This window comes from Geodermatophilus sp. SYSU D01176 (assembly GCF_054050015.1).
Map to the genome: position 1 here is coordinate 29,211 of NZ_JBJGYN010000031.1, position 20,339 is coordinate 49,549.

The 20,339-nt window shown below is 74.0% G+C and carries 21 protein-coding genes; 4 read left to right on the plus strand and 17 right to left on the minus strand.

What is annotated here, in order from left to right:
* Positions 1 to 212: 212 nt before the first annotated feature.
* Genes ACI78Z_RS16445 through ACI78Z_RS16465 form a run of 5 tightly spaced genes read right to left on the minus strand, consistent with a single transcriptional unit; the run spans position 213 to position 4,689 of the window.
* Positions 213 to 1,826: an SLC13 family permease gene (locus tag ACI78Z_RS16445; protein ID WP_457037611.1), complete on the minus strand. Its 1,614-nt coding sequence runs from the start codon at positions 1,824 to 1,826 to the stop codon at positions 213 to 215.
* A 44-nt stretch (positions 1,827 to 1,870) separates the two neighbouring features.
* Complete coding sequence (locus tag ACI78Z_RS16450) at positions 1,871 to 2,413, minus strand: carboxymuconolactone decarboxylase family protein (protein ID WP_457037612.1); 543 nt, start codon at positions 2,411 to 2,413, stop codon at positions 1,871 to 1,873.
* Positions 2,410 to 3,276, minus strand: a complete 867-nt coding sequence (locus tag ACI78Z_RS16455; protein ID WP_457037613.1) for an SCO6745 family protein — start codon at positions 3,274 to 3,276, stop codon at positions 2,410 to 2,412. Before ACI78Z_RS16455 ends, ACI78Z_RS16450 begins: the two co-directional genes overlap by 4 nt.
* A gap of 10 nt (positions 3,277 to 3,286) precedes the next feature.
* Complete coding sequence (locus ACI78Z_RS16460) at positions 3,287 to 3,688, minus strand: protein-tyrosine phosphatase family protein (RefSeq protein ID WP_457037614.1); 402 nt, start codon at positions 3,686 to 3,688, stop codon at positions 3,287 to 3,289.
* A 17-nt stretch (positions 3,689 to 3,705) separates the two neighbouring features.
* Positions 3,706 to 4,689, minus strand: a complete 984-nt coding sequence (locus ACI78Z_RS16465) for a GNAT family N-acetyltransferase (RefSeq protein WP_457037615.1) — start codon at positions 4,687 to 4,689, stop codon at positions 3,706 to 3,708.
* Positions 4,690 to 4,802: 113 nt separating this feature from the next.
* Between ACI78Z_RS16465 and ACI78Z_RS16470 the strand changes: the two genes are divergently transcribed.
* Entirely contained in the window at positions 4,803 to 5,123 is a 321-nt protein-coding gene (locus tag ACI78Z_RS16470) for a GYD domain-containing protein (RefSeq protein WP_457037616.1), read from the plus strand.
* 11 nt (positions 5,124 to 5,134) lie between these two features.
* Here ACI78Z_RS16470 and ACI78Z_RS16475 read toward each other — a convergent pair whose 3' ends face one another.
* From ACI78Z_RS16475 to prfB, 6 genes are all read right to left on the minus strand, one after another.
* Positions 5,135 to 6,025, minus strand: coding sequence for an amidohydrolase family protein (locus tag ACI78Z_RS16475; RefSeq protein ID WP_457037617.1), 891 nt, complete (start codon positions 6,023 to 6,025; stop codon positions 5,135 to 5,137).
* The gene (locus ACI78Z_RS16480) at positions 6,022 to 6,945 is read right to left on the minus strand and encodes an NADP-dependent oxidoreductase (protein ID WP_457037618.1); all 924 of its coding nucleotides are present in this window, start codon (positions 6,943 to 6,945) and stop codon (positions 6,022 to 6,024) included. Before ACI78Z_RS16480 ends, ACI78Z_RS16475 begins: the two co-directional genes overlap by 4 nt.
* Positions 6,946 to 7,422 carry an SsrA-binding protein SmpB gene (gene smpB, locus ACI78Z_RS16485; protein ID WP_457037619.1) on the minus strand — a complete coding sequence of 159 codons (477 nt, stop codon included), beginning with the start codon at positions 7,420 to 7,422 and terminating at the stop codon, positions 6,946 to 6,948.
* A gap of 106 nt (positions 7,423 to 7,528) precedes the next feature.
* Positions 7,529 to 8,413 carry a permease-like cell division protein FtsX gene (ftsX, locus tag ACI78Z_RS16490; protein WP_457037620.1) on the minus strand — a complete coding sequence of 295 codons (885 nt, stop codon included), beginning with the start codon at positions 8,411 to 8,413 and terminating at the stop codon, positions 7,529 to 7,531.
* Positions 8,414 to 8,457: 44 nt separating this feature from the next.
* Complete coding sequence (ftsE, locus tag ACI78Z_RS16495; protein ID WP_457037621.1) at positions 8,458 to 9,147, minus strand: cell division ATP-binding protein FtsE; 690 nt, start codon at positions 9,145 to 9,147, stop codon at positions 8,458 to 8,460.
* Between the two features lie 178 nt (positions 9,148 to 9,325).
* Positions 9,326 to 10,441, minus strand: a complete 1,116-nt coding sequence (prfB, locus tag ACI78Z_RS16500) for a peptide chain release factor 2 (protein ID WP_457037622.1) — start codon at positions 10,439 to 10,441, stop codon at positions 9,326 to 9,328.
* A gap of 47 nt (positions 10,442 to 10,488) precedes the next feature.
* On the opposite strand from prfB, the gene ACI78Z_RS16505 reads away from it, so the two are divergent.
* Complete coding sequence (locus tag ACI78Z_RS16505; protein ID WP_457037623.1) at positions 10,489 to 10,779, plus strand: DUF6343 family protein; 291 nt, start codon at positions 10,489 to 10,491, stop codon at positions 10,777 to 10,779.
* A gap of 113 nt (positions 10,780 to 10,892) precedes the next feature.
* Here ACI78Z_RS16505 and ACI78Z_RS16510 read toward each other — a convergent pair whose 3' ends face one another.
* Together ACI78Z_RS16510 and cutA are read right to left on the minus strand one after the other, a co-directional pair.
* The gene (locus ACI78Z_RS16510) at positions 10,893 to 12,734 is read right to left on the minus strand and encodes a putative bifunctional diguanylate cyclase/phosphodiesterase (protein ID WP_457037624.1); all 1,842 of its coding nucleotides are present in this window, start codon (positions 12,732 to 12,734) and stop codon (positions 10,893 to 10,895) included.
* A gap of 8 nt (positions 12,735 to 12,742) precedes the next feature.
* Positions 12,743 to 13,084, minus strand: coding sequence for a divalent-cation tolerance protein CutA (gene cutA / locus ACI78Z_RS16515; RefSeq protein ID WP_457037625.1), 342 nt, complete (start codon positions 13,082 to 13,084; stop codon positions 12,743 to 12,745).
* Between the two features lie 53 nt (positions 13,085 to 13,137).
* Here cutA and ACI78Z_RS16520 point away from each other — a divergent pair, with 53 nt between their 5' ends.
* Positions 13,138 to 13,374: a hypothetical protein gene (locus tag ACI78Z_RS16520; protein ID WP_457037626.1), complete on the plus strand. Its 237-nt coding sequence runs from the start codon at positions 13,138 to 13,140 to the stop codon at positions 13,372 to 13,374.
* A gap of 34 nt (positions 13,375 to 13,408) precedes the next feature.
* Positions 13,409 to 14,404 carry a patatin-like phospholipase family protein gene (locus ACI78Z_RS16525; RefSeq protein WP_457037627.1) on the plus strand — a complete coding sequence of 332 codons (996 nt, stop codon included), beginning with the start codon at positions 13,409 to 13,411 and terminating at the stop codon, positions 14,402 to 14,404.
* A gap of 10 nt (positions 14,405 to 14,414) precedes the next feature.
* Here ACI78Z_RS16525 and ACI78Z_RS16530 read toward each other — a convergent pair whose 3' ends face one another.
* From ACI78Z_RS16530 to ACI78Z_RS16545, 4 genes are all read right to left on the minus strand, one after another.
* Positions 14,415 to 14,951 carry a hypothetical protein gene (locus ACI78Z_RS16530; protein ID WP_457037628.1) on the minus strand — a complete coding sequence of 179 codons (537 nt, stop codon included), beginning with the start codon at positions 14,949 to 14,951 and terminating at the stop codon, positions 14,415 to 14,417.
* A gap of 123 nt (positions 14,952 to 15,074) precedes the next feature.
* Positions 15,075 to 16,085: a glycoside hydrolase family 6 protein gene (locus tag ACI78Z_RS16535; RefSeq protein WP_457037629.1), complete on the minus strand. Its 1,011-nt coding sequence runs from the start codon at positions 16,083 to 16,085 to the stop codon at positions 15,075 to 15,077.
* Positions 16,086 to 16,111: 26 nt separating this feature from the next.
* Complete coding sequence (glxA, locus tag ACI78Z_RS16540) at positions 16,112 to 18,040, minus strand: radical copper oxidase GlxA (RefSeq protein ID WP_457037630.1); 1,929 nt, start codon at positions 18,038 to 18,040, stop codon at positions 16,112 to 16,114.
* Positions 18,037 to 19,830 carry a glycosyltransferase family 2 protein gene (locus ACI78Z_RS16545; protein WP_457037631.1) on the minus strand — a complete coding sequence of 598 codons (1,794 nt, stop codon included), beginning with the start codon at positions 19,828 to 19,830 and terminating at the stop codon, positions 18,037 to 18,039. The genes glxA and ACI78Z_RS16545 overlap by 4 nt, the downstream gene beginning before the upstream one ends.
* Positions 19,831 to 20,339: the final 509 nt, after the last annotated feature.

Sequence of the window (20,339 nt, forward strand, 5' to 3'; positions counted from 1 at the left end):
GCCCGCTGCAGGGTCCCGCCGCGAGCTCGCGAGCGGCGGGGGCAGCGGGGTCCTTCACCAGGCGGTGCGGCCCCCGGTGCCGGTACTGGGCGGTTCGCTGGGCACGCGCAGCACCTCCCGTCGTCCGTGGGCCGGCCCGCTCGAGTGGGCCGTCGTCCATCGTGACACGCGCTGTCCACCCGGCTCCCCCGGCCGGGTGAACGTCTCAGCGGTCAGACGTTGAGGACGAGGTCGATGAGCACCGGCAGCATCACCACGATGAGCAGCGCGCCGAGGACGTCGAAGGAGATGCCCGACCGGATCATCTTGGTGATCGGCACGACGCCGGAGCCGTAGACGATCGCGTTCTGCGGCGTCGACACCGGCAGCATGAACCCGAAGGATGCCGCGAACGTGGCCGCGAGCGCGGGCATGAACGGGTTGATCCCCGCCGCCACGGCCACCGGGATGATGATCGGCACGACGACGGCGGCCGAGGCGGTGTTCGAGGTCGTCTCGGAGATGATGATGGCCAGGACCACCGCGAAGATCGTGATCGCGAAGGTGTTGGTCAGCCCGAGGGCATCGGCCGAGCCGTTGCCGATGGTCTCGGCCAGGCCGGTCTCGGCCAGCAGCGAGCCGAAGATGATCCCGGTGCCGAACAGCAGGATCGTGCCCCAGTCGATCTTCGCGGCGTCCGACCAGTTGAGGGTGAAGTCGCGGCGTCCCCAGTCGGTGGGCAGCAGGAACAGCAGTGAGGCGCCGAGGACGGCGACGATGCCCTCGTCCAGCCGGTTGCCCACCTCGGTGTAGAGGTCGGAGTCGGTGCCCGCGGTCAGCGCGATGACGCCGGGGAAGATCCACAGCGCCACCGTGACCCCGAAGGCGATGAGCGTGTTCTTCTCGGCCCGCGACATCGGGCCGAGTGCCTCGCGCTCCTGCTGCACGTACTCGTGCACGCCCTCGATCCGCTTGATCTCCGGGCGGTTGAGCAGCAGCAGCACCAGCACCAGGGCCACGAACATCAGCGCGCAGATGGGCAGGGCCATCAGCATCCACTGGAGGAAGCCGATCCGCTCCCCCGTCGCCTCCTCGATCAGGCCGCGGCCGATGAGGTTCGGGGGCGTGCCGACCGGGGTGATCAGCCCACCGACGCTCGCGCCGTAGGCCAGCATCAGCATCAGCGCGACGCCCACCCGCAGCCGCAGCGGGTCGAAGTCCGGCGCCACCAGCTCCTTGTCCTGCAGCAGCTTGGCGATCACCGACAGGATGCCGATCGCCGTGGGCAGCAGCATCGCGACCGTGGCGGTGTTGGACACGAACGCCGAGAGCAGGCAGGTGATCAGCCCGAACGCGATGATCACCCGGGCGGTGGAGCCGCCGACCCACCGCATCGACAGGATCGCCATCGCGAACCGCCGCGCGACGCCGTGCTTGAGCATCGCCTGGGCCAGGATGAACGCGCCAATGAAGGTGAAGACCGTCGTCGACCCGAGCGGGGCGACGGCGTCGTCGCCCGACACGACCCCGAGGACGGCGATCGCGCCGACCCCGATCAGGCCGCCGATCGGGATCGGCACCGGCTCGGTGATCCACAGGACGATGACGCCGAGCAGCACCGCGGCGAGCAGGTGCTGGTCTCGCGGCAGGTCCAGAGGCAGCAGCGCGAAGACGATCGTCACCGCAGGGGCGAGGAACAGCCCGACGGTGCGGCGCCCCTTCTCGAACCGCTCCTCGGCCGGGCTGAGTTGCTGCTCCCCCAGGCTGCGGTAGGTGGCGTGGCCGCGAAACGCGGCGTCGACGTCGGTCCGCCGCCCGGATCCGGGCCCCCGATCGGTGATGGCCATGACCCCTCCCCTGGAGTGTGATCCAGACCATAGGCAGCTGCCGGCTATCCGGCGACCTCTCCCGGTGGCGGCGGGACCTGCAGCGCGACGAGGAACCGGGACACCATCGCATAGCCCCCGACCAGCGCCGCCAGCTCCACGACCTGCCGGTCGTCGAGGTGGGACCGGAGGCCGGCGAACACCTCGTCGGGGACGGCGACCTCGCGCGTCGAGGCGTCGGTGAAGGCGAGGACGGCGGCCTGCACCGGCGTCCACACCGGCGCGGCGGCGGCATCGGGACGGCGCAGCGCCTGCAGCTGCGACCCGACCAGCCCGGCACGGCGGGCGACGGGCTCGTGCGAGACCCACTCGAAGGGCGCGTCGTTCAGCACCGCCACCCGCAGCACCACCAGCTCGCGCAGGTCGGCGGGCAGCGTCGTCGCCCCGCGCAGCGCGCCGAGCAGGGCGTTCCAGCCCTCGGCGACCGGCGGGCTGTGCAGCAGCAGCCGGTCCAGCGCGGACAGCCGCCCGCCGCGGCGGGCGCGCAGCAGCTCCGCCGTCGGCCCCTCCTCGGCCGCCTCGGGGAGCCGCGGACCCGGAGCGCTCACCGGGCGGAGAACAGTCCGGCCGGGTAGGCGCCGGCCGCGACGAGCCGGCCGGACAGCGCGCGGCCGAGCTCGACCACCCGGCCGGTCCGCTCCGGGCCCAGGTGCACCCAGGGGACCGCGGAGAGCTCGTCGGTGTCGGCCTCCAGCTGCGCCCGCAGCGCCCGGCCCGCCTCGGTCAGCGCGCCGTCGGCGACCAGGCCGCGCTCGGCGAGCCGCCCGGTGGCCGCGGCCCACTCCTCGTCGCTCCACCCCCGGGTCGCCTTGGCGGCGGCCTCGGTGAAGCCGCGGCCGGTCAGCGTGTGGGTGACCAGCCCCTCCAGGCCGGTCAGCCCCGCCCGGACCAGGCAGGCGATGTGCCCGTCGCCGCGGTGCTCGCGCAGCAGGGTGGCCCCGTGCCACAGCGCCAGCACGGGCTCCTCGGGCCAGGGCTGGTCGGCGTGCGCGGCGTAGAGCGGCCGCCCCTCCGGGGTGAGCGCGGTGCACGCCTCGCGCAGCAGGCCGGCGAGCTCCGCCACCTCCGGCGCGGCCACGGCATCCGCGCCCAGCAGCCGGGTCAGCGAGGCGCGGGCCCCGTCGAGGCGGGCGGCGAGCACCTGCTCCGGGGCGGCGAGCGTCCAGGCGCGCGGCACGTGCCGGGCCACCAGCGCGGGGGCGAAGTTCACGAACGTCGCGACGACGGTGCCGGGGCCGACCGCGCCCATCGCGGCCGCCCGCCCGGCGAAGTAGCACATCCGGCCGGGACGGAGGCCGACCGCGGTCAGGTACTCGTCCTGCTCGGGAGCGAAGTAGAGGTGGTTGTGCAGCGGCTCCACGGCGCGGTGCGCGCGGGCGACGTCGGGGGCGGGCTGATCGGCGCTGACCATGCGCCGGACACTAGCGACCGCCGTCCGGCGGCCCGAGCGAGCGCAGCCAGCGGCGCTGCCACGGCGTCTCCACCGCGCGCGGGTGGTACCGCTCGCGGACCCAGCGGACGGCCTCGTCGGCCGGCAGCCCGTCGAGGACGGCGAGCGCCGCCAGCGCGGTGCCGGTGCGCCCGACCCCGCCGCGGCAGGCCACCTCCACCCGCTCGCCGGCCCGCGCGCGGTCCAGCGCCTCGGTCAGCGCGGCGCGGACGTCGTCGGGGTCCGACGGCACCCCGAAGTCCGGCCAGCCCACCCGGCGCGCCGGCCACGGCGGCAGCGGGCCGCTGCCCAGGACCACCGTCCGGTCGGCCGGGGTCGCCGGGGCACCCAGCCGGCGGCCGCGGACCCGGACGCCGGAGGGCAGCGCGACCACGCCCGGGCCCTCCCAGCTCACGGCACCGGCGGGAGGGCGCGGGCCCACTGGACGCGGGTGCGCACCGGTGTGAAGCCCAGCCGCCGGTACAGGCCGAAGGCCCCCGTCGGGTTCTCGGTGTCGACCTGCAGCCCGGCGGTGTCGCAGCCGGCGGCGGCGCCGGCCTGCAGCGCGGCGACGATGGCGGCCGACGCGATGCCGCGCCCGCGGGCGGGCCGGCGCACGCCGATCTGCCCCAGGTGCGCCTGCCGGACGCCGGTCGCGCGGGTGTCGGCGTCGTACACGTAGGTCAGCACGTAGCCGGCCACCGCTCCGTCGACCAGGGCCAGCACCGACAGGTCGGGCCGGAAGGCGCGCTGCCCGGTGAACCAGGCCCGCCACGCCGTCTCGTCGCGCTCGGCCGAGCCGTGGTGGTCGGTGAAGGCCGCGTTGTGCGCCCGCCGCACCTCGTCGTCCCGGTCCTCGGTGTAGGGCACCAGGTCGACGCCGGGCACCGGCGGGACCTCCGGCAGCCCGGTCAGCGGGCGCTCCATGTCGGCGTACCAGCGCTCGGGCGCGAACCCGGCCCGGCGCACCAGCGACTCCAGCGTCCCCATGCCCGGGTACACCGAGACCGTCAGCAGTGCGGGCAGCGCGGGGTGGTCGCGCCGGTGGACCTCCGCCCCGCGGCGCAGCTGCCAGTCCAGCAGCGCCCGGCCGACGCCGCGCCCCCGCCGGTCGGGGTGCACCCGGCCCTCGAGCGCGATGCGGTGGTCCTCCCGGGCCCCGCCCAGCGACATCACCACGGCGACCGCCACCAGCGCGCCGTCCTCGGCGCACACCGCCCGGCCGTCGCGCGGCAGGTCGACCAGGTCGTTGACCCACCACTCGGCGAGGTCGTCGGCGTCGAAGTGCTCGCCGGTGTCGTCCACCGGCTCGGCCGCGGCCAGCAGCCCGGCCGCGGCGGGGAGGTCGTCGGCGGTGAGCGGGCGGACGGTGAGGCCGTCGGGCAGCTCGGGCACGCCGCGCAGCGTAGGGACGGCGCTGCGGACGGTCGATCGGGTTTCTGCCGCGTCCTTGCGGCCGGGCGCGGGCGGGCGTCAGCATCGGCGCACGCCGCCGAGAGGAGGGCCCCGTGCCCCGCTTCCTGGTCATCGCCCGGTACGAGGCGCAGGGCGCCCGGGCGGTGATGGCGGCCGGCGGGTCGGCCCGCCGCAGCGCCTTCGCCCACGCCGTCCTGGACCTGGAGGGGCGGCTGGAGAGCTTCGACTTCGCGCTCGGGGACGCCGACGTCTACGCGATCGTCGAGCTGCCCGACAGCGCGGCCGCCGCGGCGCTGTCGCTCACCATCACCGGGGGCGGCGTCGCGACGGTCCGCACCGTCGCCCTGCTGACGCCCGAGGAGGTCGACCGCGCCGCCCGGCTGCACCCGGACTACCCCACCGGACCGCAGTGAGCCGGTGCCTCTCAGGGAGCCAGGCCGAACAGCCGCGCGCCGTTGTGCCACAGGACCGCGCGCAGCCACTCCTCCCCCAGATCCAGCCGGTGCAGCGCGGCCAGCTGGTGCGCGTACGGGTACGGGATGGAGGGGAAGTCGCTGCCGAGCAGCACCCTGTCCCGCAGCGCGCCCAGCCGCGGCCGCAGCGCCGGGTCGAAGGGCATCAGCCGCTCGGTGAAGTCGGTGGCGAACATCGTGGTGTCCAGGTGAACCCGCTCGTACCGTTCGGCCAGGTCCAGGAAGTCGGCGTACTCGGGCATGCCGAGGTGGGCGATGACCAGCTGCAGCCGCGGGTACCGCTCGAGCAGGCCGGTCGTCGGTGCCGGGCCGGTGTGCTCGCCGCGCAGCGGACCGGACCCGCAGTGGATGACGACGGGGGTGCCGGTCCCCTCAAGCCGCGCCCACACCTGGTCCAGGAGCGGGTCGCGCGGGTCGAAGGCGCCGACCTGGACGTGCACCTTGAACACCCGCACACCGGCCGCCAGCGCGGCCTCGACGTAGCCGGCCGCCTCCGGCTCCGGGAAGAAGGTCGCCGACTGCAGCACCCGCGGGTGCGCGGCGGCGAACCCGCGCGACCAGTCGTTGAGCCACCCGGCCATGCCGGCCTTGTGCGGGTAGGGCAGCGTCGGGAAGGCCCGGACGCCGAGCCGCTCGAGCACCGCCAGCCGCTCGTCCTCCGCCAGCGGGTACCGCACCGGCCAGGCGGCGCCGTAGTGCGTCTCGGCCTGCGCGAAGTAGTCCCACACCTTGGCCTGCACGCGCTCGGGCAGGAAGTGCACGTGCACGTCGACCAGCCCGGGCAGGCCCAGCTCGCGCCAGTACCGGGGGACGTCGGCATCGTCGGCCGGTGGAGTGGTCACGCGAGCGTGACCACGACCTTGCCGCGCACGTGCCCGCCCGCGACCAGCTCCTGCGCCTCGGCGGTCCGCTCCAGCTGGAACGCCCGGGCGATCGGCACCCGCAGCTGCCCGGCGTCGGCCATCCGCCCGAGCTCCTCCAGGTGCTCGTGCTCGGGACGGACGAACACGTAGCGCCCGCCCATCTCGTTCACCACCGGGTCGACGACGGAGACGACGCGGGCGGGGTCGCGGACCTGCTTCGGCGCGTCGGCCAGCGTGTCGCCGCCGACCAGGTCGAGGACGGCGTCCACCGGCTCGGACAGCTGCGCGCTGATCGGCCCGGCCGAGTAGTCGAGCACCTCGGCGGCCCCGGCGTCGCGGAGGAAGCCGTGGTTGCGCGGGCTCGCCGTGCCGACGACGTGCGCGCCGAGCGCGACCGCGATCTGCACGGCGGAGAAGCCGACCCCGCCCGCGGCGCGGTGCACCAGCACCCGCTCGCCCTCGTGGACGTCGAGCGCCTCGGTCAGCGCCTGGTAGGCGGTGAGCCCCGCCAGCGGCAGCCCGGCCGCCTCGGCGAACGACAGCGACTCCGGCTTGTGCGCCAGGCAGCGCTGCGGCGCGGGCACGAACTCCGCCGTCGTCCCCCACTGGACGTCGTCCCGGCGGACGTAGCCGAACACCTCGTCGCCGGCGGCGAACGCGGTGACCGCCGGGCCGACCGCCTCGACGACCCCGGCGACGTCCCAGCCCGGCACGATCGGCAGGTGGTGCGGGTACGCGCCGGTGAGGAAGCCCTGCCGGATGGTCATGTCGACCGGGTTGACCCCGGCGGCGTGCACCCGCACCAGCACGGTGTCGGGGCCGACCGGCGGGTCGGGCAGGTCGTCGCGGAGGGTCAGGACCTCGGGGCTGCCGTACCGGTCGTAGGCCACACCGCGCACTTACCGCCGTCCCTTCACGTACCGCCCGAAGGCCTTCTGGATCTCCCGGCGCGAGTCGCGCTCGGCCAGGTCCTGCCGCTTGTCGTAGGACCTCTTGCCCTTGGCGAGGGCGAGGGTCGCCTTGACCTTGCCGTCCTTGAAGTACAGGTCGAGCGGCACCAGGGTCAGGCCGCCCTCCTTGGTCTTGCCGATCAGCTTGTCGATCTCGGCGCGGTGCATGAGCACCTTGCGCTTGCGGCGCGGGGCGTGGTTGGTCCAGGTGCCCTCGGTGTACTCGGGGATGTGCACGTGCTGCAGCCAGACCTCGCCGCCGTCCACCGTGGCGAAGCCGTCGACGAGCGAGGCACGGCCGGCACGCAGGCTCTTCACCTCGGTGCCGGTGAGCACCAGGCCCACCTCGTAGGTGTCGAGGATCGAGTAGTCGTGCCGCGCCTTCTTGTTCTGGGCGATGAGCTTCCGCCCCTGTTCACGCGGCATGCACCCAGGTTACTGGGCGCCTCCCGACGACGAGATCTGCACAGTGGCGGCCATCAGGGGGCTGAAGGCTGCCACTGTGCAGATCTCGACGGGGAGGGGCGGGGGGTCAGATGCGGACGTACAGCCGGAGCGTCACGTACGCGGCGACGGCGGCCAGGCCCACGCCGGCGGCGGCGATCACCGGGCTGATGAACGCGATCGCGCCCCAGTCGACCGGCGGGATGATCCCGGCCCGGATCGGCCCGGCGAGGGTCTTGTCGACGAACAGGATCTTGGTGACCACCAGCCCGCCGATGGCCAGCAGCGCGCCGATCAGCCCGGCCAGCGCGGCCTCGAGGATGAACGGCAACTGGGTGTACCAGCGGGAGGCGCCGACCAGCCGCATGATGTTGGTCTCGTTGCGCCGGTTGAAGGCCGCGAGCTGGATCGTGTTGGAGATCAGCAGCAACGCGGCCAGCGCCTGCACGACGGCCACCGCGATGGTGGCGTTGCGGGCGCCGTTGAGCAGGCTGAACAGCCGGTCGAGGAAGTCGCCCTCGTCGCGCACCTGGTCGACGCCGTTCTGCCCGTTCGGGAACTCCGCGGCGATGACCTCGTAGCGCTCGGGGTTCACCAGCTCGACGCGGAAGCTCTCCGGCAGCGCGTCGGCCGGGGTGTTCTGCACCAGCTCCGGCTGCTGGCTGAACTGCTGCTGGAAGCGGGCGTAGGCCTCGTCCTTGGACTCGTAGATGTGGTTGGCCACCTCGGGCGAGGCCGCGAGCTGCTGGTCGATGGCCGCCCGCTGCTCGTCGGTGACGTCGTCGGCCAGGAAGATGGAGACCTGCACCTTGTCGTAGTAGATCTCCTTCATGTCGGAGATCATCCCGGCGATCAGCAGGCCGGTGCCCATGAGGCCGAGGGAGATGGCAGTCGTCAGGATCATCGCGACCGTCATGGTCAGGTTGCGACGCAGCCCGGTGGCCACCTCGGAGAGCACGAAGTTGACGCGCATGGAATCCCTGTCGTGAGGTCAGGCAGGAGCGGCGGGACGCCGGGTCAGCGGCCGACGCCGTAGACACCGCGCGACTGGTCGCGGGTGAGGACTCCCCCGTTGAGCTCGATCACGCGGCGGCGCATCGAGTCGACGATGTGGTAGTCGTGCGTCGCCATCACGACCGTCGTCCCGGTGCGGTTGATCCGCTCCAGCAGCAGCATGATGCCCTCGCTGGTCTCGGGGTCGAGGTTGCCGGTGGGCTCGTCGGCCAGCAGCACCAACGGCCGGTTGACGAACGCGCGGGCGATGGCGACGCGCTGCTGCTCGCCCCCGGAGAGCTCGCTGGGCAGCCGGTTGGCCTTGCCCTCCAGGCCCACCATCTCCAGCACCTCGGGGACGACCCGCTTGATGGTCCGCTGGGGCTTGTTGATGACCTCCAGCGCGAAGGCCACGTTCTGGGCCACGGTGCGGTTGCGCAGCAGGCGGAAGTCCTGGAAGACGCAGCCGATGGTGCGGCGCAGCTTGGGCACCTGCCACTTGCTCATCGTGTTGAGCGTCTTGCCGTTGACGACGACGGTCCCCTTGGTGGGGTCGTCCTCCTTGAGCAGCAGCCGCAGGAAGGTCGACTTGCCCGAGCCGGAGGAGCCGATCAGGAAGACGAACTCGCCCTTGTCGATCTCCGTCGACACGTCATCGAGGGCCGGCCGGGAGCTGGCCGGGTAGAGCTTGGTGACGTGTTGCAGTTCGATCACGAGGGGCCACGGTACCTCTCGAACCCGGGAGACTGGAGTGTCACGCGCGGTCGGCCGCCGTCCCGTTCCCGACGGAGCGTGACGACTCCGCCGAGGGCCCGGGACGCCCGTCACCCAGCGTGGCCCATCCGGCGCCCCGCCGTGCGACGGGTGTGACGAACGGGACCCCTGATCCCGCTCAACTCGACGGCACGGCCTCCTGCTGACGGCGCCACCGGATGCCGGCCTCGATGAACGGGTCGATCTCCCCGTCGAGGACGGCGGCGGTGTTGCCGGTCTCCTGCTCAGTCCGCAGGTCCTTGACCATCTGGTACGGGTGCAGGACGTAGGAGCGCATCTGGTTGCCCCAGCTGCTGCCGCCCTCGCCCTTCAGCGCGTCCATCTCGGCCCGCTGCTCCTCCTGCCGCTTGGCCAGCAGCCGCGCCTGGAGGACCCGCATCGCGGCCGCCCGGTTCTGGATCTGGCTCTTCTCGTTCTGGCAGGAGACGACGATGCCGGTCGGCAGGTGGGTGATCCGGACGGCGGAGTCGGTGGTGTTCACGCTCTGCCCGCCGGGGCCGCTGGACCGGAAGACGTCGATGCGGATCTCGTTCTCCGGGATGTCGACGTGGTCGGTCTGCTCGACGACGGGCAGCACCTCGACGCCGGCGAACGACGTCTGCCGGCGGCCCTGGTTGTCGAACGGCGAGATGCGCACCAGCCGGTGGGTGCCCTGCTCGACCGAGAGCGTGCCGTAGGCGTAGGGCTGCTTGACGGCGAAGGTGGCCGACTTGATGCCGGCCTCCTCCGCGTAGCTGACGTCGTACAGCTCCACCGGGTACCTGTGCCGCTCCGCCCAGCGCAGGTACATGCGCATGAGCATCTCGGCGAAGTCCGCGGCGTCGACACCGCCGGCCTCGGAGCGGATGGTCACCAGCGCCTCGCGGGAGTCGTACTCGCCCGACAGCAGGGTGCGCACCTCGAGCTCGTCGATCGCCTGGCGCAGGCTCTCCAGCTCCCGCTCGGCCTCGGCCAGGGTCGCCGCGTCGTCCTCCTCCTGCGCGAGCTCGTGCAGCAGGCCGACGTCGTCCAGCCGGCTGCGCAGCTCCTCCACCCGGCGCAGGTCGCCCTGCAGGTAGGACAGCTTGGAGGTCAGCGCCTGCGCGGCCTCGACGTCGTTCCAGAGGTCGGGGGCGGAGGCCTGCTGCTCGAGGTCGGCCACCTCGCGGCGCAGCCGGTCGACGTCGAGGACCGCCTCGATGGACGTCAGGGTCGTGTCGAGCTCGTCCAGGACGACGGGGAAGTCAGCGGCCACGTCCACCGAGGGTAGTGCGCTCCCGGTCCGGGGTAGCCAGCCGTGGCATGAGTGATCCCCGACGCGAACCCCGGTCGCGGGAGGACTACGCCCGCGGCCTGCCCGACCACCACGACCCGACGGCCGGGATCGGCGGCGCGCGCCCCGCCCAGTCGGCCCTGACGCTGCGGCTGGTGCTGGCCGCCTTCGGCCTGGTCGTCTGCACCGGCGGCGGCATCCTGTGGCTGGCCGCCGGCCTGCCGGTCTGGGCGGCGGTGGCGCTGTTCGTGCTGGCCGCCGTGGCCGCCGTCGACCTGGTGGTCGTGGCCCGCCGCAAGGCGCGCGGCGAACCCGGCTGACAGAGGACCTCCCTGCCCCCCACCGCTCGTAGAAGGAACCCCGTCCTCCTCACCACTCGCGGGCTCGCGGTGAGCCTCTGGACGGGGCCGGCGGGCCCCTGCAGGGAGGCCGGTCAGCGGACGGCGGCGACCGGCTGCCCGCCCCGCGCGGCGACCCAGCTGCTCAGCTCCTCCGCCGGCATCGGCCGGGCCAGGTGGAAGCCCTGCGCGAAGGTGCAGCCGAGCTCGGTGGCCAGCGCCAGCTGGTCGGCGGTCTCCACGCCCTCCGCGAGGGTGCGCACGCCGCAGGCCCCGGCCAGCGCGACCACGGCGGCGATCGCCGCGGCCGCCTGGCTGCGCCGCCCCTCGGGGTAGGCCACCAGGCTGCGGTCGATCTTGAGCTGCCCGGTGGGCATCGCGACCAGCTGGCTCAGCGAGGAGAAGCCGCTGCCGAAGTCGTCGATCGACACCTCGACCCCGGAGCAGCGCAGCTCGGCGAACTGGGCGGCCGCACGCTCGACGTCCTCCGCCACCGACCGCTCGGCCAGCTCCACGAGGAGCTGCTGGGCCGGCAGCCCGGACTCGGTCAGGGCCTCCCGGACGTCGGCCACCAGGGTCCCGGCGGCGATGTCACCGGCGCAGATGTTCACCGAGGTCACCAGGTGCAGGCCGGCCGCCGCCCACTCCGCCGTCTGCCGGGTGGCCTCGCGCAGCACCCAGCGGGCGATCGGCGCCATCAGGTCGTGCTGGACCGCGGTGGGCAGGAAGTCGGCCGGGGCGAGCAACCCGCGGCGGGGGTGTCGCCAGCGGATCAGCGCCTCGACGCCGGTGTACCGGCCCGACGGCAGGTGCAGCACCGGCTGGTAGTGCAGCACCAGCTGGCCGTCGTGCACCGCGTCGCGCAGCTCGGCGGCCACGGTGGCCTTGTACTGCGCGGCGGCCCGCAGGTCGGCGGTGAACAGCCGGACCCGGTTGCGGCCGGCCGCCTTGGCCGCGTACATGGCGAGGTCGGCGTCGCGGACCAGGTCGGTGGAGCGCACGCGGGTCGGCCGGGACTCCGGCGCGGTGGCGATGCCGATGCTCACGCCCAGCCGGACCATCCGGCCGCTCAGGTCGAAGGGGCGGTCGATGCTGGCCCGGCAGCGGTCGGCGAGGGCCTCGGCGCCGGTGGTGTCGCAGTCGCGGCACAGGACCACGAACTCGTCGCCGCCGAGCCGGCCGACGGTGTCGCCGGCGCGGGTCACGCCGGTCAGCCGCTGGGCGATCTGGCGCAGCAGGTCGTCACCGGCGTCGTGGCCCAGGGAGTCGTTGACGTCCTTGAAGCCGTCGATGTCGAGGAAGAGCACCGACACCGGCCCGCGCTCGTGCTGCTGCAGCTCGGCGTCGATGAGCTCGTGCAGGTGGGCGCGGTTGGGCAGCTCGGTGAGGGTGTCGTGCCGGGCCCGCCAGTCCGAGGCACGCTCGGCGGCCACCCGGGTGGTGACGTCGGTGTGGGTGACCACGACCTGGCCGGCCTGGTCGACCCGGGAGGCCTGCAGGTGGATCCAGTGGGTGCCGCCGCGCAGCTCGAGGGCGTAGTCGGCCTGCACCGAGGACCGCTCGCCGCGGGAGAGCTCCCGCAGCTGCTCGATCAGCCCGGAGCTGCTGTCGTCGCGGTTGAGCCGCCGGGCCATGGCGAAGTAGTCGCCGTCCACCCCGATGCGGACCCGGTCGTCGCCGAGGGCCCCGGCGGCCTTCTCCCAGGCGGTGTTGGCCAGCAGCACCGTGCCGTCGGCGTCGATCAGCAGCGTCGGTGAGGGCAGCGCGTCGAGCACGGCCTCGACGACGACGGCGGGCTGGGCCGGCCCGTCGACCCGCCGCCGGACGTCGCGCGGCAGCTCGGACTCCTCCGGCCGTCGTCCCACGGGCGCTCCTGCCATGTCGAGGCGGTACTCCTCGGTCTCGGTCGATACGGTGCCCAGGTCGACGACGCTCACGCCCCCCGTCACGCCTCCCCGCCCTCCGGCTCCCGGGTCTCCCGGACCACCCAGTCGAGGTAGCCGGGGTTGCCCCCGGTGAGCGGCAGGGCGATCACGCAGGGGACGTCGTACGGGTGGAGCTCGGCGGTGCGTGCGACGACCGCCGGCACCAGCGACCGGCGGGTGTGCAGCGCGACGCGCGCCTCGGGTTCGTCGTGCACGGCACCCTCCCAGCGGTAGACCGACCGGATCGCGGCGAACTGGTGGCCGCACGCCACCAGTCTCTCCTCCACCAGTGTCCGTGTGTACCCGCTCAGCCACTCGGCGTCACTTCCGGTGACCACGATCTCGCACACGTCCTCCGTCACGGGCCCCATCCTGCAGGGGTGGAGAGACAGGTCCGCGGGGTAGGGCGGGGGCCATGAGCGACGAGATGACCATCACGGTCGACAGCGAGGAGTACGTGCTCCGCCCCGAGGGCGGGACCGTCAAGGTGGGCCGACGGGTGGCCGGCGACACGGCCTGGCTCGAGGACGTCGACCTCGCCACGCTGCCCGAGCGCGCCCGCGACGCCCTGCAGCGCGGCGACGCCTCCGACGACGCGCTGCTGCTCGCGCTGCGCGGCGTGGTGGCCGCCGAGGTCCAGCGCGGCGGCTGAGCGGACCGGGAGGGGCCGTGCCTACGGTGCGGGCATGCCCCCTCCCGACCGGCTGCCGGCCGACCTGGTCCTCGAGGGCGGTGGGGTCAAGGGCATCGCCCTGGTGGGCGCCGCCGTCGAGCTGCTGCGCGGTTACCGGTTCGAGCGGGTCGCCGGCTCCTCGGCCGGCGCCGTCCTCGCGGCGTTCCTCGCCACCGGACTGGACGCCGACGCCGCGCTCGAGCGGGCGTCCCGGCTCGCGTACGACCGGGTGCCCGACGCCTGGGCGCCGCTGCCGGTCGTCGCCCCGGCGCTCGGGCTGCTCACCCGGTCCGGGCTGCACCCCGGCCGCTACATCACCGAGTGGGTGCGGGAGGAGCTCGCCGACCTGGGCGTGCACACCTTCGGCGACCTGCGCCGCGACGACCCCGGCGACGACCCCGCCCTGGCGCCGTGGCAGCGCTACCGGCTGGTCGTGACGGCCACCGACGTGACCCGCGGCCGGCTGCTGCGGCTGCCCTGGGACTACCCGGACTACGGCCTGGACCCCGACGCCCAACCGGTCGCCGACGCCGTCCGGGCCTCGCTGGCCATCCCCTACTTCTTCGCCCCGCGGACGCTGACCGACCCGCGCACCGGGCGCCGCTCGACCCTGGTGGACGGCGGGGTGCTCTCCAACTTCCCGCTGGAGGCCTTCGACCGCACCGACGCCGCTCCCCCGCGCTGGCCGACGTTCGGCGCGGTCGTCGGCGACACGCTCTCCGAGGAGGACGTGTCGGTGTTCCGGTCCCCGTGGCTGCCCCGGCCGCTGCGGCTGCTGGACTCCCTGGTGGCGACGTCGATCAGCGGGCGCGACCGCACCCACCTCGCGCAGCCGTGCGTGCGGCGCCGGGCGTTCTCCATCGACACGACCGGCACCGGGCTCACCGAGTTCGACGTCGACGCGGCCGAGCGGGCGCGGCTGATCGCCTCGGGCACCGCGGCGGCCCGGGACTTCCTCGCCGGCTGGAGCTGGCCGGACTACCTGCGCGAGTGCCGCGGCGCGGGCTGAGCACCGGGGGTCACCGGACGGCCGGGGTCTCCCCGGACCTCGTCGCGGCGCCGTGCGCGTCGTCGGCGCCCCGTCCACGGCCGACGTCCAGGAGCAACCAGGCCCCCCCGGAGCCGGAGAGCAGCAGCCAGGCGCTGAGGCCGCCCACCACGTAGAGCGAGGTCGGCGATCCGTTCCACGCGAAGGCGACCAGGCCGAAGTAGACCCCCAGGGACACGGGGAGGCCGATCCGGATCTGCCGCTGGTCGAAGGTGTCGGCCTCGTCCTCGTGCCGCAGGTAGAGCCAGCCGTGCCAGACCAGTCCGAGGAGGCCGACGGACCCCATGAGCAGGTAGCCGACCCGCCACGGGTTGCCCGGCATGAGGGCCACGACGCCGGCCAGGAGCGGCACCAGCAGTTCGAGGAGCGCCAGCGCTCCGGCGGCCGCCCTGAGCGTCGAGCTCCGCCACGTCCTCCTCGTCACCTGCAGGGTCGCGAGCAGGACGGCGAAGGCCGTGGCGGCGACCTGCGCCAGCGACGAGAAGAACGGCTCCCAGTCCGAGGTCACGGCGCCATGCCTCCGATCCGGGCGGCTGTCGGTCTCCCTGCAGGAGGAGGACCTCCCTGCCCCCCCACCGCTCGCAGGCTCACGGCGGGACCCTGCAGGGAGGCCGGGGCCAGGATGGTCCTCTCAGCCGTCCTCGCCGTCCACCAGCTCCAGGGCCATCTCCGGCCACCACTGCCCCGCGGGCGGCCCGCCTCCGCAGGTGCCGTCGGAGTCGCCGGGCTGCTTGATCCACAGCAGCGCGTCGACCCGGGGCAGCTCGGGGGACGTCGTCGGCGGCTCGCCGAGCGCCCGGCCCGGCGGGTTGCACCAGCGGCCCTCACCACCGGCGGCGGTCTCCGGCGGGCCTGCGCCGTTGCGGCTGGTGTCGATGACGGCGTGGGCGGTGGGCGTGCCCTCCGGCGCGCCCTCCTCCAGCTCGCGGGACAGCTCCAGCCCGTACTCCGCGCTCGCCTCGGTGGTCTCGTAGTTGGAGACGTTGAGGGCGAACCCGTCGGTCCGGTCGACGCCGCTGCGGCGCAGCGCGTCGGCGAGCGCCGGCAGGTCGTCCACCCAGCTGGCGTTGCCGGCGTCCAGGTAGACGCGGGTCCCCGGCTGCCGGTCGAGGATGTCCACGGCCTGGGCGAGCAGCTGGTAGCGCGCCGCGGGGTCGACCCCCTGGCAGCCGGCCAGCGCCTGCGGGACGGCGTCCGGCTCGAGGACGACGACCGCGGGCCGGTCGCCCAGGGCCGCGGCGAAGCTGCCGATCCAGGCCAGGTACGCGTCGACGTCGGCGGCCCCGCCGGCGGAGTAGGACCCGCAGTCCCGCCCGGGCACGTTGTAGGCCACCAGCACCGGGAGCTCCCCGGCGGCGGCCGCGGCCCGGGAGACCTCCTCCACCGCCGGATAGGGGTTGTCCGGGGAGGCGATCCAGGTGGCGGTGGGCTGCTCGGCCAGCGGGGCGAGCGCCTCGGCGTCCGCCGCCCGCCCCTCGGCGAGGGCCTGCTGGACGGCGGCGGGGCCGTGGCCCTCGGGGTTGAGCCACAGCTCCTCCCCCGCCAGCCGGCTGGACTCCTCGGGCGCGGCGGCGTCCGGCGTCTCGGCGCTGCCGCAGGCCACCGCGGTGCCGGCCGCGGCGGCCAGCACCGCGGTCCGCACGGACCCTCGGCGGTGCAGTCGTGTCCTCATCCGACGCGCACCCAGCGCGCCGGGGAGGGGACGCCCTCGTCGTCGAGCACGACCAACATGTACCAGCCGGACGGCGTGAGGCCCTCCTCCTCGGGGACACCCAGCTCGTAGGCCCCCGCCCCGGTGCGCCGGACGTCCAGGGCGACCGAGCGCTGCTCGGGGTCGGTCTGGTGGGTCACGGCGCTGGGCCGCAGCAGCCGGGCCTCGGCGACGTCCGCCCCCTCGGTCGTGACCGGGAAGCTGCTGCCGCGGCTGACCTCCTCCGGTGCCCCGGTGACCTCCGGGCGGTCGCCGGCGAAGAGGTACGGCGGGGAGTAGACCTCGATGCGCGTCTCGAACGTCCCGGGGATGGTGTTCTCCTCGTCGGAGAACAGCGGGTCCGACCCCATGGTCATGACCCGCCCGTCGGGCAGCAGCAGCGCGGTGCCGTGGTAGTTGCGGCCCACCTCGTTCGGCGCCGCCTCGTGCAGGTGACCGCTGTGCGGGTCGTACATGGTCGTCAGGTGCAGGTCGCTCTGCGAGTTGCCGCGGTAGCCGACCGAGCCGCCGGTGAGCAGCGTGGAGTCGTCGGGCAGCGTGACGGCGTTGACGTACCGCGCCGGGCTCGGGTAGTCGGTGCCGGCCGGCTCGTACCGCGGCTCGGGCTGCGTGAGGTTGACGACGTCGAAGCGCGCCGTGGACTCCTCGCTGTCGCCGACCCCGCCGCCGCCGACGATGCCCACCCGCTGGTCCTGCACGGGCGCCAGCAGGAACGAGGTGCTGGTCTCGTTGAAGCCCGGGTCGCGGAGGCCGTCGACGTCGGCCCAGCTGTTGTCCTCGAGGTCCCAGATGCCGGGCTGGCGGCCCTCCTCGGCCGGGCCGTAGCCGGTGTTGGAGCCGCTGTAGAACACCCGGTGCCCGTCGGCGAGGCGGAACAGGGCCGGGTAGGTCGGGAAGTAGCGCTCCAGGTCGGGGCGGTCCTCCCAGGTGCGGGTCTCGGGGTCGTAGACCTCGTTGTCGCCGTCGACGACCTGGCCGTACTCGTCGAGGCCGGAGACGGCGAGCACGCCGCCGTCCTCCAGGCCCACCAGCGTCGGGTACCAGCGCGACTCGGTCAGCCGGTCGGTCTCGCGGTAGGTCTCGGTGGCGACGTCGAACTCGTAGGAGGCGTCGAGCCCGCGGTAGTTCTGCTTGTCCAGGGTGATGGTGTCGCCGACGCCGTAGAGGGTGGCCCGCTCCTCGGCGTCGAGCTCCTCGACCTGGAACGGCTGGCCGCCGGTGACGACGTACTGCTCACCCTCCGCCTCGGCCTCGATCCACACCTCCTGCTGGCCGGCCATGTGCGTGCCGTCGGCCATCTGGTGCGCGGGCGGCACGGTGACCTCCTCCGCCGACACGTACGCGTTGCCGCGCGCGGTGAAGCGGGTGCCCGCGGGCAGGGTGACCGGGCCGTCGAGGCGCTCGTTCTTGACGGTGAGGACGCCCGCGGCCTTCGTGACGTCGTCGGCCAGGACCTCGTACCGGCTCGTGCCGCCGGCGACCAGCAGGTTGCCGTTGGGCAGGTAGGCGTGCCCGCCGCAGAAGAGGTCCTCCGGCGTCGGGACCTCCGTCGTGTCCCCGGTCTCCGGGTCCCAGACGATCGTCCGGAAGCTGCCGGCCTCGAAGTCCTCGGCGCTGTTGCCGGACCCGGCGATGAGCAGCACCTTGCCGGTGTACAGCAGCGCGGCGTGGACGGCCTGCGCCCGGTACTCCTCGGGCAGCTCGATGGTCTCCCAGGAGCCGTGCCGGGCCTGGTACTCGGGGCGGCTGCGCTGGTAGTCGGTGTAGGCCTCCTGGGCCACCGCGGTGACGACCGGGCCGTTGGCCGCCACCAGCCCGGCCACCGTGGCGCTGACCAGGGCGGCGTTGCGCAGCCGGCGGCTGCGCCGGGGCTTGGGTCGGTTCATCGGGTGCTCTCCTGGAGCTGGGGGACCTCGGCCGCGCGGTTGCCGACGAAGGTGACGGCCGGCGTGCGGGGACGGGTCGTCCGGACGACGGCCGGGGCGGCGGGGGTCGGCGTCCGCTCGGGGACGGGCTGCCGGCGGGCGGACCCGGCGGCCCAGATCCCCACGGGCAGCAGGCACATGACGAGGCTCAGCACGGCCCAGACGCGGATCGCTGCGTGGGTGTGGCCGAGCACCTGGGACGCCACCAGCGCGGCGAGCAGGACGGCGGCCCAGGCGAGGTGCCGGGTGAAGGACGACGCCCGGTCACCGCTGACCGCGCCCTTGCGGGTGACGGCGAAGCCGGTGCTGCGGTTGCGGACGGCGGCCCACAGCGCGCTGACGTACAGCGGCGTCGACATCACCGAGATCGCCATGCCGCTGACGCCCGAGGAGCCCTCCTCCTCGTGTGGGCTCACGTTGTGCCGCCGGTTCCAGAAGTAGACGGCCACCTGCAGCACCGCGGCGTTGACGTAGAGCATCAGCCACAGCTGGGCCGAGACCAGCAGGCCGGCCACCCCGGTGAGCAGGTAGGCGACCAGGTTGGTGGCGCCGAGGACCCAGCTGACCGCGGTCGCCGGGTAGTAGGACATCAGCAGGGCGTAGTGGATCCGCCGCGGCAACGACAGCTGCGGGGCCAGCCGCCAGAAGCGGCGCAGCACGACCTCGTCGGTACCGCGGGCCCACCGGCCCTGCTGGGTGAAGTAGTCCCGCCAGGTGCTCGGTCCCTCGCCCACCGCCAGGACGTCGGGGGTGTAGACGGACTTCCAGGCCGCGCCGGTCTCCGGGTTGGTGCTGGCGTGCCAGACGATGCTGGTCGCGGCGTCCTCGGTGATGGAGTCCTGCAGACCGCCGATGGCCCGCAGCGCCGAGATGCGGACGGCGTTGTTGGTGCCGACGAACATGGCGGTGGTGAACCGGTTCGCCGCCCGCTGCAGCACGCTGTGGAACAGGTACTGCTGCGACTCGGCGGCGCGCGTGACGAAGTTGTCGTAGTTCCCGTACACCTGCGGGCCGACGACGAAGGCGACGTCCGGGTCGTGGAAGTAGCCCATGAACCGCTCGACCATGTTCGGCAGCGGCACGTGGTCGGTGTCGACCGACACCCAGAAGTCGTAGTCGTCGCCGTGCGCCTGGAGCCAGGCGTTGTAGTTGCCGTGCTTGGTGCGCGCCTTGTGGCGGCCGGTGGGCCGGTTCCACTCGGCGACGCCCAGCCGGCTGAAGTGCCGGACGCCGAGTTCCGCGCACATGGCGCGCACCGCCGGGTCGTCGCCCTCGTCGAGCAGCCAGACGTCGAGCGTGCCCTCGTACCGGACGGCGACGGCGGCCTCCAGCGTCCGGCGCACCAGCTCGATCGGTTCCTTGCGCGGCACGATCGTGGTGATGAAGGCGATGCGCTGACCGGTGAGCGGCGTCTGCGGGATCGGGTCGCGGGCGTTGAGTGTCGCCACCGCCAGGGTGAAGACGTTCACCAGGCGCAGGCCCTCGATGACGGCGATGCTGCCGATCAGCGCCATGGCCAGGTACGACTGCCAGTCGCCGGTGAACTCGGGGTGGTTCGCCGGCCGCAGCAGGAAGACCAGGAACAGTGCCTCGAACAGCAGGGCCGCCGTCACCAGCAGCCAGGCCCGGGCACGGGCCCCGCCGCGGGTCACCGGCCGGAAGCGGACGCGGTTGTCCTCCGCCGGCTCCTGCACGGGTCCGGCGAGCTCGCTGAAGTCGCCGTAGGGGTAGGCGGGCCGCGTCTCAGCCACGTCGGGACGTGACCAGGAGGCTGCCTCCTTCCCGGAGGCGCGCAGCGCGGCAGGACAGGGGAACGCTCGGGAGCATGGGAGAGACCCGTTCGTGGAGGTGAGCGAGGGGAAGGCACGCAACGGCCCGGCCCGGGAGTCGGGCCGGAGGCCGATCGGCGCTACCGGGGTCGCAGGCGAGACACAGCGGCGTGCTTGGGACGCCCGGCAGCGGGCGTGCGCTCAGCTCAGGTGGACGGTGGAGCGGTGCTCGGTCGTGCGGTCAGTACCGCCGGGAGCGGCGAGGACGAGGACGCTGCGGGCAGGGCACAGGTGCTCCCTTCAGGCTGGTGGGACCTGACAGGACGGCGGCCTCGCGACCGCCTTCACCCCGTGCACCTGCGCTGGCGTCGGGTGGCGCCTTTCCGGTACTCCACGTTCGTCTCGGACCCCCCTCGGGGGCCGACAGCACCGTAGTCAGGGTCCTTGGTCCCTGACCAACCGATCGGGCGACCAGCCGGCCGAGGGGCGCC